This is a genomic window from Saccharopolyspora phatthalungensis, assembly GCF_014203395.1.
In the GTDB taxonomy this organism is placed as follows: domain Bacteria; phylum Actinomycetota; class Actinomycetes; order Mycobacteriales; family Pseudonocardiaceae; genus Saccharopolyspora; species Saccharopolyspora phatthalungensis.
In genome coordinates, this window is record NZ_JACHIW010000002.1 from 525,023 (window position 1) to 543,228 (window position 18,206).

Sequence of the window (18,206 nt, forward strand, 5' to 3'; positions counted from 1 at the left end):
GCTCGGGTGTCGATCAACCTGGATGTGGTGGCGATTTCACGCGAAATCGCCACCACCCCCGCGCCGGGACCGTCGAGGGAAGCGCTCGGTGATCTCGTCTACACCACCCGCAGCGCCCGACGCCTCACCCGCAGAACTACCCGCCTCATTCCTGATCTCCTGAAGCCGCAGCGAACCCCACGCCGCGCTCTTGCCGAACTTCTTCCCCAACCCCGTAACGGTGTAGGGCTCGCCCGCGTCACGAGCACGACGCGCCTCCACCCGCGCCGCCTCCCGCACGTCCGCCCGCTCCTGCCCCTGCAAATCCGACCGAGTCGCACCGCCCTGATTCTTGATCTCCGCAAGCCGAATTTTGCCCCACGCCGAGCTCCTGCCGAACTTCTTCCCCAACGCAGCACCGGTATAGGGCTCACCCGCATCACGAGCACGAAGCGCCTCCACCCGCGCCGCCTCCCGCACATCCGCCCGCGCCTGCACAGTCGAACTGGTCGCACCACCCTCAGCCCTAATTTCCGCGAGCAGCCGCCAACCCCACGCCTTGCTCTTGCCGAACTTCTTTCCCAATTCCGCAGCGGTGTAGGGCTCACCCGCATCACGAGCACGAAGCGCCTCCGCACGCCCTGCCTCCCGCTCGCGGGCCAACTCCGGCTCATTTCCCCGCAAGGCTCGCTGGGCCACACCGCTCCTGATTTCCGCAAGCCGAAGTTGCCCCCAAAACTTGCTCTTTCCGAACTTCTCCCCCAATGCAGCACCGGTATAGGGCTCACCCGCGTCACGAGCACGACGCGCCTCCACCCGCGCCGCCTCCCGCACATCCGCCCGCGCCTGCACAGTCGAACTGGTCGCACCACCCTCAGCCCGGATTTCCGCAAGCCGATGGTTTCCCCACCCCGACCTCTTGCCGAACTTCTCCCCCAACGCAGCACCGGTATAGGGCTTACCCGCATCACGAGCACGACGCGCCTCCATCCGCGCCGCCTCCCGCAACCGCTCCACCTCCCGCTCCCGCACAGCCGAACTGGTCGCACCGCCCTCATCCCGGATTTCCCCAAGCCGAAGTCGCCCCCAAAACTTGCTCTTGCCGAACTTCTTCCCCAACGCAGCACCGGAATAGGGCTCACCCGCGTCACGAGCACGACGCGCCTCCACCCGCGCCGCCTCGTTCACCAACTCGGCTCGTCCCGGCCGCCCGACCTCCTCCACCGCTCCCAGGTCCGAATCCGCCGCTTCATCACCGGACCCCACCGGCAACACTTCAGCACCCTCCACGAACGAACCCCACGCCCCCACACCACGATCCACCTCATCCACCACCTCCGCACTACCCAGGCCCACCCCATCAAGCACCTCGGCCGCGTTTACCACTTCAGCCGCCCGATCCACCGCACCACCCACAGGCCCCACCGGCCTGCGCCGCGCACCCTCGTCTCCCGAATCCTCATCACGACCCCGCTTACGGCCACTGCTCACCGCAATCGAACCCAGCCCCCCACCGCCAGAATCCCCCACGGCCGCACCAAAGGACCACAACCCCGAAGCCAAATCAAAATGCCACGACGAATCGTCCGCCGGCTCGGCCGCCGCACCACCGACCTCACCACTGCCCACGGACTCCTCGAACACCAGAGCCGCCGACCGTGAATCCAGCCCCCGCTCCTGCGAATCCGACTGTCGCGCACCGCCCTCATCCCGGATTTGCGCAAGTCGTTGCTGTCCCCACGCCGTGCTCTTGCCGAACTTCTTCCCCAACGCAGCAGCGGTATAGGGCTCACCCGCATCACGAGCACGACGCGCCTCCACCAGCGCCGCCTCCCGTAACCGCTCCCCCGCCCGCTGCCGCACAGCCGAACTGGTCGCACCATCCTCATCCCGGATTTCCACGAGCCGTTGCTGTCCCCACGCCGTGCTCTTGCCGAACTTCTCCCCCAACGCAGCAGCGGTATAGGTCTCACCCGCATCACGAGCACGACGCGCCTCCACCAGCGCCGCCACCCGCGCGTCCGCCCACTCCTGTCCCCGCAAAGCCGAACTGGTCGCACCGCCCTCATCCCTGATTTCCCCAAGCCGATGTTCCCCCCACGCCGTGCTCTTGCCGAACTTCTCCCCCAACGCAGCACCCGTATAGGGCTCACCCGCATCACGAGCACGACACGCCTCCGCACGCCCTGCCTCCCGCTCTCGCGCCAACTCCAGCTCATTTCCCCGCAAGGCTCGCTGGGCCACACCGCCCCTGATTTCCGCAATCCGAGCCTTGCCCCACGCCGAGCTCATGCCGAACTTCTCCCCCAACGCAGCACCGGTATAGGGCTCACCCGCATCACGAGCACGACGCGCCTCCACCAGCGCCGACTCGTTCACCAACTCGGCACTTCCAGGCCGCCCGACCTCCTCCACCGCTCCCAGGTCCGAATCCGCCGCTTCATCACCGGATCCCACCGGCAACACTTCAGCACCCTCGACGAACGAACCCCACGCCCCCACACCACGATCATCCGCACCCACAAACTCCGGCATAACCGCAAAACCCTCCTCCCCGCCCGACTCCGCCGACTCCACATCGGACAAGTCCGCCGAATCGTCCGCCGCACTACCGACCTCACCACTGCCCACGGACTCCCCGAACACCAGAGCCGCCGACCGTGAATCCAGCCCCCGCTCCAGCGAATCCGACCGTCTCGCACCACCCTCAATCCGGATTTCCGCAAGCCTCCGCCAACCCCACACCACGCTCTTACCGAACTTCTCCCCCAACGCAGCAGCGGTATAGGGCTCACCCGCATCACGAGCACGACGCGCCTCCACCCGCGCCGCCACCCGCGCGTCCGCCCACTCCTGTCCCCGCAAAGCCGAACTGGTCGCACCGCCCTCATCACGGATTTCCCCAAGCCGATGCTGCCCCCACGCCTTGCTCTTGCCGAACTTCTCCCCCAACGCAGCACCCGTATAGGGCTCACCCGCATCACGAGCACGACACGCCTCCACCCGCGCCGCCTCCCGCAACCGGTCCCCTTCCCGCTCCCGCACAGCCGAACTGGTCGCACCACCCTCAGCCCTAATTTCCGCGAGCAGCCGCCCACCCCACGCCTTGCTCTTGCCGAACTTCTCCCCCAATTCCGCAGCGGTGTAGGGCTCACCCGCATCACGAGCACGACGCGCCTCCGCACGCCCTGCCTCCCGCTCTCGCGCCAACTCCAGCTCATTTTCCCGCAAGGCTCGCTGGGCCACACCGCTCGTGATTTCCGCAATCCGAGCCTTGCCCCAAGACTCGCTCTTGCCGAACTTCTTCCCCAACGCAGCACCGGTATAGGGCTCACCCGCATCACGAGCACGACGCGCCTCCACCCGCGCCGCCTCCCGCAACCGCTCCCGCACAGCCGAACTGGTCGCACCGCCCTCATCCCGGATTTCCCCAAGCCGCTGATGCCCCCATGACGTACTCCTGCCGAACTTCTTCCCCAACTCAGCACCGGAATAGGGCTCACCCGCGTCACGAGCACGACGCGCCTCCACCCGCGCCGCCTCGTTCACCAACTCGGCTCGTCCCGGCCGCCCGACCTCCTCCACCGCTCCCAGGTCCGAATCCGCCGCTTCATCACCGGATCCCACCGGCAACACTTCAGCACCCTCGACGAACGAACCCCACGCCCCCACACCACGATCATCCGCACCCACAAACTCCGGCATAACCGCAAAACCCTCCTCCCCGCCCGACTCCGCCCACTCCACATCGAACAAATCCGCCGACACAGCCCCCTCCGCCGACACACCACCACGAGCCCACCACCCCTCAGCACCCGCCACCTCATCCACCACCTCCGCACTACCCAAGCCCACCCCATCAAACACTCCGGCCGCGTTTACCACTTCAGCCGCCCGATCCACCGCACCACCCACACGCCCCACCGGCCTGCGCCCCGCACCCTCGTCTCCCGAATCCTCATCACGACCCCGCTTACGACCACTGCTCACCGCAATCGAACCCAGCCCCCCACCGCCAGAATCCCCCACAGCCCACGACGAATCGTCCGCCGCACTACCGACCTCACCACTGCCTACGGACTCCCCGAACACCAGAGCCGCCGACCGTGAATCCAGCCCCCGCTCCAGCGAATCCGACCGTCTCGCACCACCCTCAATCCGGATTTCCGCAAGCCGCTGCTGCCCCCACGTCGTGCTCTTGCCGAACTTCTGCCCCAACGCAGCACCGGTATAGGGCTCCCCCGCATCACGAGCACGACGTGCCTCCACCCGCGCCGCCTCCCGCAACCGCTCCACCTCCCGGAACCGCTCCACCTCCCGCTCCCGCACAGCCGAACTGGTCGCACCACCCTCATCCCGGATTTCCACAAGCCGCTGCTGCCCCCACGCCGTGCTCTTGCCGAACTTCTGCCCCAACGCAGCACCGGTATAGGGCTCCCCCGCATCACGAGCACGACGCGCCTCCACCCGCGCCGCCTCCCGCACATCCGCCAGCTCCTGCCCCCGCGAAGCCAAACTGGTCGCACCGCCCTCATCCCGGATTTCCCCAAGCCGCAGCCGCCCCCATTCCTTGCTCTTGCCGAACTTCTGCCCCAGCGCTAGAGCGATGTAGGGCTCACCCGCATCACGAGCACGACGCGCCTCCACCCGCGCCGCCTCCTGTACGCGTTTCGCTTCCGGTTCGCGCTCAAACCGCCGCGAATTCCCAGCACCTTCCGCCAGCGCATCCACTGCCCCGTTATCAAGTTCGGTCACGCCCACATCGAAGTCGAAGAATTCCAGTCCAACCAGGTTCACATCCCCAACGCCCGCCGCCAGATCAAGGCCACCCGAACCCGGCATCTCATCAACACCCCACGACCAAGGCTCAATTCCAGACAGCCCCCCATCAGCCCCCACCTCACCAAACCCACCGGCGCCCGCAATCTCCGGCAAAATCGGGAAACCCGACTCTGGCACCGACTCCGCCCACAGCGCCGTCGCAGCACCTTCCGCCAGCGCATCCACCGCCCCATTATCAAGTTCAGCCACGCCCACATCGAAGTCGAAGAATTCCAGTTCAACCAGGTTCACATCCCCAGCACCCGCCGCCAGATCAAGGCCACCCGAACCCGGCATCTCATCAACACCCCACGACCAAGGCTCAATTCCAGACAGCCCCCCATCAGCCCCCACCTCACCAAACCCACCGGCGCCCGCAATCTCCGGCAAAATCGGGAAACCCGACTCTGGGACCGACTCCGCCCACTCCGCACTACCCAGCCCCGCGCCATCGGCCGGCCCCAGCCCCCCGACATCCATCCCATCCAGTGCAGACTCAGCGGTCGGCTCCGGCCCCGGGGGCAAGGGATCATCCGCCGACTCCCCGATCACACCAGCGGCCTGACCGCTGCCCGTGGAATCCTCAAACACCGCAATCTCGTCCGGAAAGCTCGGCTCCGCTCCGGCGCGAACCCCCAGCCCCGTCCCTCGGGTATCAAGCCTGGCCGCCAACTCCAGGGAAAACCGCACCGCCGCGGCACGACCCACCTCATCAACCTTCGCCGCAACCAAGGCCACCACATCATCCAACGACACCTCCGCGTCCTCCCGCGCCAGCGCCACCACATCATGCGTGCCCTGCACAATCTGCACCGCCGCTGCACGCGGCCCACCCACCGACCGAGCCCATTGAACTTCCCTACGGAGATCCGGTGCCGTCCACTCCGGTACAACGCCACGATCAGCCGTCTCCGCACCCGCCCCCTCGCTTGCCCCCGCAGGAACAGTCGTCGACGAACGCGCCAGAACATCCAGCCCCGAACCGGCCCACTTGGTCGCTCCATCCCACGCGGCCTCCTGTCCCGGCAACATGGCTTCGGAGTAGGACGCGGAAACCACCTCATCGTTGGATGGCGAATCGAGATCAGGATCCCCGCCCTTGGCGGCACTGCCAGTACTCGCCGAGTGGACGGGGTTCGGGGAACCCGGTACCGACTCCGGAGCCGAACGCGCCACAGACGCACCCGTACCGTCCACAGCAGACGTTAGATCAGGGTTACCGGCAACGTCCGGGCTAGGTGCCGATGGTGTGCTGGCACCGGACTCCCCCCACGTGGCCGCACCATCGGAAACCAAGGAGCCACCCCGATGCTGCCCAGTGCCGCTACGACCGGTGCTCTGCGCGTCAGACGATGCGAATCCGGCGTGGTCATCGCCAGTAATCGGGCTGTAAGCAGGGGGCATACCGACACGGGAATCCGCCGCCCCTGTCGTACCGTCGGAACTCAACGCATCGCTGCGGAAAATCTCGTCGCCCTGGGGCGGGCTGTACTGTGGGGGCGGCGTGCCCGGCCTGTCCTGGTCCCGCAACGAATCCGGACCCGTGCCAATCGAGCCCGGACCCGGTTTCAGGTCGGTGGTTACTGCTTCGGAACTCGGCAATTGCTTTGTGACGTGCACGTCGGTCGCGCTGCTCGGAGCGCCAGGCTTTTCCCTCAGCTGCGAGCCGGAATCGGACTTCAACTCCTCTGACGTGTCCGATTCTGTGCTGCCGGGATCCTTCTCCCCACCGGCATCCCGGGCCCGCCCCGCCGGAGTCAATTCGCCCCGCACCGCCAACCCCGTCAACTTCCCCATTCCCGAACCCACCGCTTCAGACAACCCGGCGGTGAACGAGAACGGATTCCACTGCGCCCCCTGACCGCTGATCGCGCCGTACCCGGCCTCGCCCAGCATCTCGGTCAAGCCCTCTTCCAGCGACTCCCCCAGCCCATGACCAAACCGCGCCGCCCACATCGCCCGCACCGACATCCCCGTATAGTCATCGAGATTTTTGGACACCACATCGGCGAAGCGCGCGATCGACGCCACCGAGTACTGCTGCGCGTGCTTCTCCGCCACCTGCCGCGCCGCCGCCGCCAACACCTCAACATCGATCCCATCACCCAGACCCCGCACCAACACCTTGGTGACCGCGTTACCCACCACATTGCCCAACGCCGAGAGCGGCACCACCAACAGCCCGGTAAACGCCCCCACCCCCACCGCCATCGTGGTCAGATCGCCATCCCACTTCTTCCGCGTCCCCAACGCGAACTGCACACCCTGCGCCCCGCCATCAATCACCACCTGAAGCCCGATCCCTACGATCTGGGCCATCGCCAACCGCATAAACAACTGACCCCACCATCGCGACAACACCAACCGCATCACCGCAAACCGCGCCGCCAACCACGCCATACTCGCCCCACCCGTAGGACCCGCCATCGCCACCGCCCACGCCACCTCCGCCACCAACAACACCAACCCACCCACCGTCACAAACTTCAAATACTGCACCTGCAACGCCAGATTCCGCACAAACCCCGCCAACTCCCGCAACCCCACACCACCCGACTCCAACACCGGAACAAACCCCGCCAAACGATCCGCAAACCGATCCGCCGCCTTCCCCGAAAACCCACCCCGCACCCGCCCCACCACCTCCCCCACCACCGGACCCAACACCTCCACCGCCACCGCACCCGACTCCAACCGCTCCGCCACCGCAAACAACGCATCCTCATCCGCATCCGTCATATCCTCACCCGTCAACACCTGAAAAAGCCGCCGCACCTCCTCCGGCACCAGCACAGACACCAAACCACCCAATCAGCTCACACACTCGGACTAGGCCGAAACGACCATCGCGCCAGTATTATGAGTCAGACATCCCGCCCGTTACACCATGCACCCCGACACGCACCATAATTCTTGCGCGTTTAACTCTCAAAACCCAGCAAAAGGGCTCATCTACAAGCTTCGCGGAGCGCTGAAACCGAGAACCGCCACAGCTGTCGCCAGAGTTGGTGAGTGATCTACCCGATCTTCACCTGCTGACCCGGCTGGTGCCGGACGAGCCCGCCGGGCACTGCGCCGCAGCGGTACGAATGCCTCCTGACGGCTGGCTGCGGCCGTGCAGGGGTGGGCTGTGCTGGGCGGTCGGATGGCGGGTCAGTGTAGCCGCGAAGTCCACGGCGGCGGTCAGCTGACCGCCGCTTCGGAACGCGCCCAGCACGTTTCGCCCGCCGGGTCCCGCGGCGTGGGGATGAGGTCCCGGAGGTGTTCGCGATGCTGGGCAGGCAGCGCCTTGCCGCCCGGTCTCGGTCTTCGATTAACGTCCACTGTGGCCGGTGGGACGAAGACGGGTCTGCCGTCGCGCATCTCGATCTCCCACCGCTGACTGTGCACGGCGCGGTGGTGGTGGCCACAGAGCATTGTCATGTTGGCCAGTTCGGTGGGGCCACCATCGATCCAGCTCACGAGGTGGTGGGCGTCGGGGGTTCCCGGCGGCCGGTCGCAACCGGGAAACGAACAGACACCGTCTCGCTGAAGCAGCGCGGCCCGGATGTGCGGGGGTGCGGTCAGCTTGGCCCGGCCGACGTCCAGGGGAAGCCCGTCGCCGTCGAGGACCATCGGCAGTACCTCGCTGTCGCAGGCGATGTGCCTGGCGTTCTCGGCGGTGATGGCGCGTTCGGTGTTGAGGGTGCCGGGCATGCCGTGCTCGTCGAGGAAGCCCAGCCCGCGCTTGAGATCCTCGAAGTCGATAGTGATCGTCAGGTGCGGCCGTTGCCCACCGGCACGCGGCACCCCATCGGAATCGATGGCCAGATCGAGCAACGCGGCGAAGCCGTCGGCATTGCGCTGCCCGACGCTGCGAGAGTCCTTCTCCCCGTCGAATTCCGGACACGGTGCGGCCAGCGGTTCCATGAGCGCGGCGAATTTGGCCCCGGTCTCGCGGTCCAGCCGGGCCTTGATGACCATCATCCCGTCCCGAGCGGTCGCGTAGTGCAATTCCCGCGCCTCGTGCTGGCCCTCTTCGTCCTGGTAGGCCCCGTCCTGATCGAACAGATACCTGATCCGTTCGGCGATTGTCTCCAGCTCACGCGGCGGCACCTGGCGGGCGTACCCGGCCAGGGTCGCCTCGACCTCCCCCACCCTGTGGCAACGGGCGTACTCCGGGAGCCGGTGCACGCCCGCCACGATCACGCGCGCGTGCTCAAGACTGATCGCCCCTCCGACAAAGCAGCAGCCGTCTCGGGAAGCTCAGCGGGCATCGTCTCGCCATACAACGAGGCCCGGTCCTCAACGTTGTGGGCGACCTTCACACGAGTCTTGGCATCCCGGTGGTCGATATTGAGAAGCTCCCGCAACCACACCTGCATCGACCTCGCGCCACGGTCGGCGTGCAGCCCCCGCCGGTCCGCCTCGGCGATCACCTGCAACTGCTCCATCATCGCCACCCGCATGGTCTGCTCACAGCGCTGAATCCGGGCGATGAGCTCGGCATCCGAGCACGACACCGCAGACGACCGCGAAGACATCATCTCCACGTTCGGATCCTGGGTGTCCGTCAACGGTGCCATGCCTCCATTCTCTCAGATTCGAACACCCATTCGCACGCTTTTCAACATCGCTTGATCAGGTGAAAACCCCTACCCCACAACAAAAACTCTCCACCACACGCCGAAGGCGCCCCTCAGCACACGCCCGTACGTCACGCCGAAGACGCCTCCACGCCACGCCGAAGGCGCCCCTCATCACGACCGATCAAAACCCCTTACGAAACAACCACAAGCCGACCGGCACCAGTCCCAGCCACGGCCGAATCCGCCGCCCCGCAACGCGACCTGCCCGATGTGCCAGCCCACTCCGGGGCCATCCCCGCGATACAAAGCCGAACCGGGGCTGTGGGCCGGATGTCAAGCCTGAAACCTCGAAGAGGCGGCCGCCAGGCCGGGCTTGACCTCCGGAACGCAGCCCCCACACTCCACCGATCGCGGGGATGGCCCATCCAACACGGAACCTCCCACAGCCCCAACCCCCCTCGAAAGGCGCGGCGAATCACGTCAAGGCGCCCGGAATCCCTCAGGCCGCGGACTCCACACCGTCCAACTTATTAATATCTAGGCCGCGGGGCCTGATCCGGGACTCCAAGGACCCGAACGGCCCGGCACTCGCGATCGATGTCGCCGCGTTCGTGCAGGCGATCAAGGACGGGCGCTTCGAGCACTAGCCGGGAACCCTGCTTGGGTTTCGGTCACCTTGGGCGTGAGGGCGATTTCGCGCGAAATCGCCGCCAGCCCCGCGCCGGGACCGTCGATTTCGCGCGAAATCGACGGTCCTTCGGCGTCAGCGGCCCATCGCTTCGATGAGGCTTTTCGGGCGGAGGTCCGTCCAGTTCTCCTCGACGTAGGCCAGGCAGGCGTCCCGGGTGTCTTCGCCGTGGACCTTCGTCCAGCCGGCCGGGATCTCAACGAATGTCGGCCACAGGGAGTGCTGGCCCTCGTCGTTGACCAGCACCAGGTAGCGGCCTTCGGGGTCTTCGAACGGGTTCGTCATCTGGTTGATTCCTCTCTCCTGAGATGACCGGTCTCCTGTGATGACCGGTCATTCGCCTAGCGCGACGCTTCGAGCACCTTGGCCAAGCGGCCGACCGTGGGGTGGTCGTAGAGCTGGTGAACCGCCACACGGATCGGGAGCGACCCGTTGATCCGGGCGACGAGTTGCGCCGCGCGCAGGGAGTTGCCGCCCAGTTCGAAGAACGCGTCGTCCCGGCCGATCCGCTCGTGACCGAGCACGTCGCCCCAGATCGCGGCCAGCTTTCGCTCCAGTTCGGTCTCCGGCTCGGCGTACTTGCGCCGCCCCCGCTGCGACTCCGCCCGCGCCACCGCCAACAGCGCGGCCTGACCTTTTACAAGGGAACAGGATCGGGCGGAGGCATAGCTTGTGGCCGGATGGCAGCCCCTTTCGTCGGCCGGCCGCAATGGACCGATGGTTGAGTAAGTCACCGAACGTGATTGCGCTTCACGCACTCCCGAACCCGCCCAGCACCCGGTTTCGGCCGAACCCGCCGCCGAGCCGAGTTCGACGGATGCCGCAGCCGGGTCTGCGCCTTGGCGATTCGCACGCACCAGGCGCAACGTGGACGAGTTGTCGTCGGATGCCCGACGTCCGCCCACATCACCTCAGCGCCGCACACACCGTGCTGGCCGGGGTGCGGTACGAAATGTGTTTCCAGTGCTCGCAATCCAGGCGAAGGAAGCCACCGTGGCCACTCCTCCAGTTCGGACATGACACCTCCGACTTGGGACTAATCGCTGATCGAGGTTGTTGTCCCAGGATCCGACAACGGTGACAACTAACGCAAAGTGTTACCATGATCGCAACGAGTAATGTGACGCTGGCGTAGCACTCGTTAGCCGGTTGCCGTCGACGACATGGAGCCGATAGATGGCCAGAACACCAAAAGCACGTGCACTTGGTGGTGCCCTGCGACAGGCCCGCGAAGATCGAGGGCTCAAACTGCGCGAGTTCTCATCCATGCTCGGCCGCGACGCCGGAGTCCTGTCGCGCTGGGAGACGGGCGAACGAACACCAAAACCCGAGCAAGTCGCGCAGATACTCACCGCGCTGGGCGTCCTCGGTGACAGGTACGAGGAAATCGTGTCCCTCGCTTACGGTACCGACGCCCCGCAATGGGTGGCGACCCGACTGCCGGATCAGAAACAGCAACTCTCGGCGCTGGTCGATTACGAGCAGAACGCTTCAGAGATCACCGAAGTAGCGCCGCTGCTGATACCCGGGTTGTTGCAGACCAGCGGCTACATCCGAGCAATCATGTCCGGAGGCGGTGTTCCGGCCGGGGAGATCGCAACCCGCGCCGCAATCCGGATCGGCCGCAAGGACGTCATCACCCGAGACAGACCCGCTCACTTTCTCGCCTTGGTGGGCGAGGGAGCCCTCCGCCAAGCTGTCGGAGGCCGTGACACGATGCTCGACCAGTTGAAGTATCTGCTCGACATGAGCAAACGGCCAAACATCGTCTGCCGAATCGTGCCGCACAGCAGCGGATGGAATCCCTCGCTCGAAGGCGGCTTCTTGCTGATCAAGCAGTACAAGCTCGACCCTGTGGTAGTGCTGGAGAATCGACGTTCGGGACTGTTCTTGCACGAATACGGCGACATCACGGCTTACCAGCATGCGGTGGATCAGGTCGCCGAGAGCGCTCTGGACGTGAGGCAGTCCAGGATTTTGCTTCATGAAGCGATCAAGAGAGTGGAGGTACGCAGTGAATGACCGTTACCTTTGGCAGAAATCCAGCCGAAGCCAGAACCTGCAAACGTGTGTCGAGTTATCTAGGCCGCGTGGCCTGATTCGGGACTCCAAGGACCCGAACGGCCCGGCGCTCGCGGTCGACGTCGCTGCGTTCGTGCAGGCGATCAAAGACGGGCGCTTCAGGCGCTAGCGACTCCTCCGGGCCCCTGATCGGGTGTCGGTCGCCCTGGGGGTGGGGGCGATTTCGCGCGAAATCGCCACCAGCCCTGGGGCGGGACCGTCGATTTCGCGCGAAATCGACGGTCCTTCGGCATCAGCGTCCCATCGCTTCGATGAGGCTTTTCGGGCGGAGGTCCGTCCAGTTCTCCTCGACGTAGGCCAGGCAGGCGTCCCGGGTGTCTTCGCCGTGGACCTTCGTCCAGCCGGCCGGGACCTCGACGAACGTCGGCCACAGGGAGTGCTGGCCTTCGTCGTTCACCAGCACCACGTAGCGGCCCTCGGGGTCCTCGAACGGGTTCGTCATCTGGTTGTTTCCTCTCTCCTGAGCTGACCGGTCATTCGCCTAGCGCGACGCTTCGAGCACCTTGGCCAGGCGGCCGACCGTGGGGTGGTCGTAGAGCTGGTGGACCGCCACGCGCATCGGTAGCGAACCGTTGATCCGGGCGACGAGTTGCGCCGCGCGCAGGGAATTGCCGCCCAGTTCGAAGAACGCGTCGTCCCGGCCGATCCGCTCGTGACCGAGCACGTCGCCCCAGATCGCGGCCAGCTTTCGCTCCAGTTCGGTCTCCGGCTCGGCGTACTTGCGCCGTCCCCGCTGCGACTCCGCCCGCGCCACCGCCAACAGCGCCGCCTGATCGACCGCCCCGGCCGGATCCCGTGGGATCTGCGCGACGTGCGTGAACCGCACCGGCACCTCGCTGCGCGCGAGCACCGACGCCGCCTGCGTCCGTAGCACCTGCTCCTCCACCACGTCGCCGCTGTAGGCCACCACGATCTCCGTGCTGCGCAGGTGTTCCGGCGCGAGTTCGGCGACGATGTGCTCGTTGCGCCGGTCCAGGCCGATCAGCAGGTTGACGCGTTCCTGGCCGAGCGCCGCCAGCAGCGAAGCGAGGCCGCCGGCGTCGTCGATCGGCACGAAACCCCGCGAGGCCGCCGCCGCTGACGGGCTGCCCTGGTTCATGCCGCTGCCGGTCCACATGCTCCACGACAAGCAACGTACCGGGCGGCCCTGCTCGCGGCCCCAGTAATCCGCGAAGCCGTTCAGGAAGCTGTTCGCCGAGGAGTACGCGCCGAAGGAGCTGCCGCCGAATTCGCCGTTGACCGAGGAGAACAGCACCAGCAGCGTGTCCGGCCGGTTCCGCAGAACCTCGGCGATGGCCATCGTGCCGTGCACCTTCGCCCGGTATGTCTCGGCGAACTCGATGCGCGAGGCGCGAGCCACCGTGTGCTCCTCCAGGCGGGCCCACTGCTGCGACACGTCATTGCTGGCCAGGTGCAGGATGCCGGACAGTGGGCGCTCCCACCGCCGCTCGGCCTGCGCGACGGCGCTGTGCAGCGCGGCCGTGTCGCCGATGTCGAGCGACCGGTACTCGACCTCGCCGAGCATTCGCAGGTCGGCCAGCCGCTCCGCCTTCACAGAACCCTCGCTGATCGGGCTGCGCCCGATCAGCAGCAGTCGCGCCTGGTAGGTGGCGAGCAGGTATTCGGCGATCTGGTACGCGATGCCGCCGAGACCACCCGTGATCGCATACACCCCGCCCTGGACCAGGTCCGGGGCGCCGTCCAGGTCCAGCGGCACCGGGCGCAACCTCGGCACCAGCCGGATTCCTGCTCGGTGCGCGACCACGTCGGCATCGGGCGCGGCCGCCAGCTCGGACCGGACGATCCCGGCCCACCGCTCGGGGTTTTCAGCGGGCAGATCCACCTGACGCAGCAACGGCACCGTGCCCTCGGCAACGGCCGTGCGCACCAGCCCCGGCAAGGCCGACTTGGGCACGTCTACGGCGTCGCCTTCCCGAACCCACAGCCCATTGGCCGTGAACACCAGAACGGCGGGGCCGTCCGCGCCGGACGCCAACTCGGCGAGCAATAGCCGCACCGAGTACGGACCGGCGCGCAGCCCGGCGTCCAGGTTCGGGCTCGGCGCGGCTGCCCAGGCGTGCAGGACGGTGTCGACGGGACCGAACTGCTGGCGCACCGCCGCGAACAGGTCGTGGTAGTGCGACGAGTTCTCGGGGTCAATGGAGAAACGCCCGTCATTTTGGGAGAATCGCGTTCCCGGCACCACGACCACGGTGTGCTGGCCGAATCGCTGCTCGTGCTCCTCGTCGGCGAACAGCACGCGGACGCCCTCGGCGCGATCGGTCTCCACAATGGACTGCTCGGTCCACACCCGTTCGAAGAACCACTCCGAACTGTCCACCGGCTCGTCCGGCGCGTCGACGAGATCGCGCAAGGCGTCGTCGAACTTCCCCGCGTGCAGGTCGGCGATGAGCTGGGAGCGCTGGATCTTCCCGCTGTTGGTCTTCGGGAACCGGCTGCGCTCGACCGGGACGACAAGGTGCGGCTGGAGACCGATCTCATCGGCCAGCCGCGCCTTGATTCGCGTCACCGTGCCTGCCACGTCCGGCGAGGTCGGTACGAAGAAGACCACGAGCTTCTCGGTTTCGGCACCGGCCCCGGAATCGCCGCACGCGGCCACGAAGGTCACCTCGGTGCCGGGCACCTGCTCGACGATCGACTCGATGTCGAAGTTCAGGTAGTTGACGCCCTGCACGACGATCAGGTCGCTGTCCCGGCCGGTCAATGTCAGCCGGCCGTCGTGGATGAAGCCGAGGTCGCCGCTGTTGAACCAGCCGTCCTCGGTGTAGGACTTCCGGTTGGCCTCCGGATTGCGGTAGTAGCCGGTCATCATCGTGCTGCCGGAGAACTGCAACCGCCCCACGTGGTCCTCGGGCAACGGCCGGTTCCGGTCGTCGACGATCCGCATCCGCAAACCCGGCAGTGGCCTGCCGACCTCGGTGAAGGTGATCACCTCGGGGGTGTCCCGGTGCTCGACCACCCGCAACCGGCCGCCTAGCGAGGTCTTCTCGACGCTGATGGTGCCCTGTGTCGGATCGTCGCCGGAGAGCGTCGAGTAGATGGTTCCGGAGGCGATCTCCGACATCCCGAAGGTCGGCAGCAACGAGTCGGCGGGCAACCCGAAGGGGCGCAGGACCTCCAGGAACCGCTGCGCGGTGCGGGTCACCACGGCTTCGCCGCCGTTGCAGATATGCCGCAGGCAGGACAGGTCCCAGTCGCGGTCGGCGACCCGGTGGGCGTTGTCGTTGAACAGCGAGAACGCGAAGTTCGGGGCCCAGGTGTTGGTCACCCGGAACCGGTGCACCCAGTCCATCCACACCAGCGGATCCGCCAGGAAGGCATCGGTTTCGGCGTTGACGTGGTGGTTCCGCAGCACCACGTTGCCGACGTTGTGCATGATCACGCCGCCGACGTGGTCCAACGGGATCCAGTTCAGCGACACGTCGTGCTCGTCGAAGCCGTTGGCTGCGGCGCTGGCCAGCGTCCGGGCGACGATGCTGGCGTTGGCGTGCCGGACGCACTTGGGCACGCCGGTGCTGCCCGAGGTGAGCAGCTGGACGACCGGATCGTCCGGTTCGGCCGGGAAAAGGTCGGGCTGTGCTGAAGGTTTGCGCAGTTCCTCGTTGCAGTACGCCGTGAATTCCGCGTGCCAGCTCTGGCCGAGCCCGTTGACCGCGTCGAGCAGTCCGCTGTCGGTCAGGACCACCGGGTGTTCGAGGAGTTCCCACGCGTTGCGCAGCTTGCGGGTGCCCGCGTTCTCCCGGTCGAAGCCGAGCGGCACGCCGCACGGCGTCGGAACGAATCCGCCGAGCACGCACGCCCAGAACGCGGTAACGAAGTTGCGGTTGTCGGCGAACTGGAACAGCACGGAATCGCCGGGCAGGAGGCCCTTTTTTCGCAACCCGGCGAGCAGTTCTCGCGCCTCCGTGAACAGCTCGGCATAGCTCTGGAAGCTCTCACCGCCTTCTGCGGTGAGCAAGACCGTGCCCCGGTCCGGCGCGAGTTCGGCGGCCAGCCGCAACGCCTGCGCCAGCGTCTTGGGCGCGGTTGGATCAGCCGGTAGTTCGCCGCCGTGCACCTCTGCGAGCGGCAAGCCGTCGCTCCCCGTTTCCGGGACCGGCTCGGGGGCGGTCGGTGCCTGCTCGGTGCGCACCGTCCGCGCCTCTTTTCGGACCGCGCAGGCGACATCGGCGACGCCGGGCTGCGCCCGGACCGCTTCGGCAAGATCCGCCATCAACTCGCTCGACATCGAGCCGGACCCTCCTTACTGCTTTCCGCCGAGGAGGACCCGGCCGATCTCCTCGGTCAGCTCCGCGACCTGGTCATTGAGGTAGAAGTGGCCGCCCTGGAACATGCGGATCCGGAAAGCACCGCTGGTCTGTTTCTGCCACGCCCGCATCGCGTCCTCAGGAGCACGCTCGTCGTCGCGCCCGCCGAGCACCGTGAGCGCGGAGTCAAGCGGCGGTTCGGGGCGGAACTCGTAGTGCTCGCCGAGGGTGAAGTCCGCCCGTAACGCGGGAAGCAACACGCGCATCAGCTCGGGATCGTCGACGACCGACCGCGCGGTGCCGCCGAGAGCACGGAGCGCAGCGATGAACTCGTCGTCCGGCAACGCGTGGATCGGCTCGGCCACCGGTGGTTCGTCCGGCGCGACCTGGCCGCTGAGCAGCAGGTGCGCCGGCTGCGGTCCGCCTCGTTTGCGCAGCGCCCTGGCCAGTTCGAAGGCCAGCAGCGCGCCGCCGCTGTGCCCGAAGAACGCGAACGAGCCCTGTAGGTAGGGACGCATCGTCAGTCCCAGCGTGCGCACCGCGACCGCGAAGTCCGTCAGCGGCGGTTCACCGATCCGGTCCTCCCGGCCGGGCAGCTGGAGCGCGGTCAGCTCGACCTCCGGTGGCAGGTGCTCCGGCCACTCGGCGAACGCCGCCGCGCCGGCACCGGCATGCGGGAAGCAGAACAGCCGGAACCGCCGATCGGTGCGCCGGGCCCGGCGCACGAACGGCGACTCGACGGTGAACGAGTCGGGCATGGTCTCGACCTTAGAAAGACGCCTTATCAGGCCAATATCGCACCCCTTTCCGCCCATTCCGGGCGATTTCAATGAGGTGATCTCAGAGAAATGGGGGCGGGGTGCGGGAGGCTTGTGAGCAGGGGGTTGTGAAGACAGGACGTGGGGTCCTGGTAGAAGAAGGTCTCGCTACAAGATCGTCTTCGTTACCAAGGACCCCACGTGATTACCTATACTGCCACGCTCGATGTCGACGACGAACTCACCCACTACCTGTCGCGGCTGCTGGCCGCCGAACGCCGCCGGCGCCTCACCCCGCGCGGGCGACGGGCGTTGACCCCGTTCAAACAGGCGGTTCTGGGGCTGCGGTGGTTCCTCGACCGCACCCCGATCCCGAAACTGGCCAGGGACAACAACATCGGCCGCGCCACCGGGTACCGCTATATCGACGAGGTCATCGACGTCCTCGCCGATCAGGCCCCTGATCTGCACGAAGCACTCGAAGACGCCGCCGGGCAGGGGGCGGCCTACGTCATGGTGGACGGCAAACTGTTCAGCACCGACCGCCTCGGCGAAACCACCGAGAACAAAAACGGCATCCTCATCGACCGGTGGTTTTCCGGCAAACACCACACCCAGGGCGGCAACGTCCTGATGATCACCGACCCCACCGGATTCCCACTGTGGACCTCACCGGTGGAACCCGGCAGCATCCACGACAGCACCAGCGCCCAAGAGCACGTCCTGGGCGCCCTGTACTGGGCCTATTCCGAACTCGACCTACCGACCCTGGGCGACGGCGGATTCCAGGGCTCCGGCATCGGGGTGTTCACCCCGATCAAACACAGCAAAAGCGCCCCCAAGGGCTGCCCACTGGATATCGACAACAAAACCTACAACGCCCTGCTCAGAGGCCTACGCGCACTCTGCGAACGCGGCTTCGCCCTGCTCACCCAACGCTGGCGCACCCTCCAACACATCACCGCCAGCCCCCGCAAGATCACCACCATCGTCCAAGCCGCGCTCACCCTCACCCGCCACGAACACGGCAAAATCCACTGAG

11 protein-coding genes and 1 pseudogene are annotated in these 18,206 nt (G+C 66.6%); 4 read left to right on the plus strand and 8 right to left on the minus strand.

Features of this window, described 5'->3' with window-relative positions; translation table 11 throughout:
* Window positions 1-36: 36 nt before the first annotated feature.
* Window positions 37-7,599 carry a WXG100-like domain-containing protein gene (locus BJ970_RS29410; protein WP_184730274.1) on the minus strand — a complete coding sequence of 2,521 codons (7,563 nt, stop codon included), beginning with the start codon at window positions 7,597-7,599 and terminating at the stop codon, window positions 37-39.
* A gap of 209 nt (window positions 7,600-7,808) precedes the next feature.
* Between BJ970_RS29410 and BJ970_RS29415 the strand changes: the two genes are divergently transcribed.
* Window positions 7,809-7,991 (plus strand): hypothetical protein, encoded by a 183-nt coding sequence (locus BJ970_RS29415; protein WP_184730276.1) that lies wholly within the window; start codon window positions 7,809-7,811, stop codon window positions 7,989-7,991.
* On the opposite strand, the gene BJ970_RS40235 is transcribed toward BJ970_RS29415, so the two are convergent.
* The 4 genes and pseudogenes from BJ970_RS40235 to BJ970_RS29435 all read right to left on the minus strand — a co-directional run bounded on the left by BJ970_RS40235 (window position 7,984) and on the right by BJ970_RS29435 (window position 10,670).
* Window positions 7,984-8,262, minus strand: coding sequence for a hypothetical protein (locus tag BJ970_RS40235; RefSeq protein WP_376775180.1), 279 nt, complete (start codon window positions 8,260-8,262; stop codon window positions 7,984-7,986). The two genes, BJ970_RS29415 and BJ970_RS40235, sit on opposite strands and share 8 nt — an antisense overlap.
* Window positions 8,263-8,382: 120 nt before the next feature.
* Window positions 8,383-9,365, minus strand: a pseudogene (locus BJ970_RS40240) (DUF222 domain-containing protein); the annotation flags it as partial.
* 766 nt (window positions 9,366-10,131) lie between these two features.
* Window positions 10,132-10,341, minus strand: a complete 210-nt coding sequence (locus tag BJ970_RS29430; protein ID WP_184730280.1) for an MbtH family protein — start codon at window positions 10,339-10,341, stop codon at window positions 10,132-10,134.
* Window positions 10,342-10,397: 56 nt separating this feature from the next.
* Entirely contained in the window at window positions 10,398-10,670 is a 273-nt protein-coding gene (locus tag BJ970_RS29435; RefSeq protein ID WP_312864623.1) for a phosphopantetheine-binding protein, read from the minus strand.
* Window positions 10,671-11,232: 562 nt separating this feature from the next.
* On the opposite strand from BJ970_RS29435, the gene BJ970_RS29440 reads away from it, so the two are divergent.
* Together BJ970_RS29440 and BJ970_RS29445 are read left to right on the plus strand one after the other, a co-directional pair.
* Window positions 11,233-12,078 (plus strand): helix-turn-helix domain-containing protein, encoded by an 846-nt coding sequence (locus BJ970_RS29440; protein WP_184730282.1) that lies wholly within the window; start codon window positions 11,233-11,235, stop codon window positions 12,076-12,078.
* A complete protein-coding gene (locus BJ970_RS29445; RefSeq protein ID WP_184730284.1) occupies window positions 12,041-12,247 on the plus strand; it encodes a DUF397 domain-containing protein in 207 nt (68 codons plus the stop codon). Before BJ970_RS29440 ends, BJ970_RS29445 begins: the two co-directional genes overlap by 38 nt.
* Window positions 12,248-12,370: 123 nt before the next feature.
* On the opposite strand, the gene BJ970_RS29450 is transcribed toward BJ970_RS29445, so the two are convergent.
* Genes BJ970_RS29450 through BJ970_RS29460 form a run of 3 tightly spaced genes read right to left on the minus strand, consistent with a single transcriptional unit; the run spans window position 12,371 to window position 17,164 of the window.
* Window positions 12,371-12,580 carry an MbtH family protein gene (locus BJ970_RS29450; RefSeq protein WP_184730286.1) on the minus strand — a complete coding sequence of 70 codons (210 nt, stop codon included), beginning with the start codon at window positions 12,578-12,580 and terminating at the stop codon, window positions 12,371-12,373.
* A gap of 39 nt (window positions 12,581-12,619) precedes the next feature.
* Complete coding sequence (locus BJ970_RS29455) at window positions 12,620-16,387, minus strand: SDR family NAD(P)-dependent oxidoreductase (protein ID WP_184730288.1); 3,768 nt, start codon at window positions 16,385-16,387, stop codon at window positions 12,620-12,622.
* Window positions 16,388-16,402: 15 nt separating this feature from the next.
* Window positions 16,403-17,164, minus strand: coding sequence for a thioesterase II family protein (locus BJ970_RS29460; protein ID WP_184730290.1), 762 nt, complete (start codon window positions 17,162-17,164; stop codon window positions 16,403-16,405).
* 204 nt (window positions 17,165-17,368) lie between these two features.
* Here BJ970_RS29460 and BJ970_RS29465 point away from each other — a divergent pair, with 204 nt between their 5' ends.
* Window positions 17,369-18,205, plus strand: coding sequence for a transposase family protein (locus BJ970_RS29465; RefSeq protein ID WP_312864624.1), 837 nt, complete (start codon window positions 17,369-17,371; stop codon window positions 18,203-18,205).
* Window position 18,206: the final 1 nt, after the last annotated feature.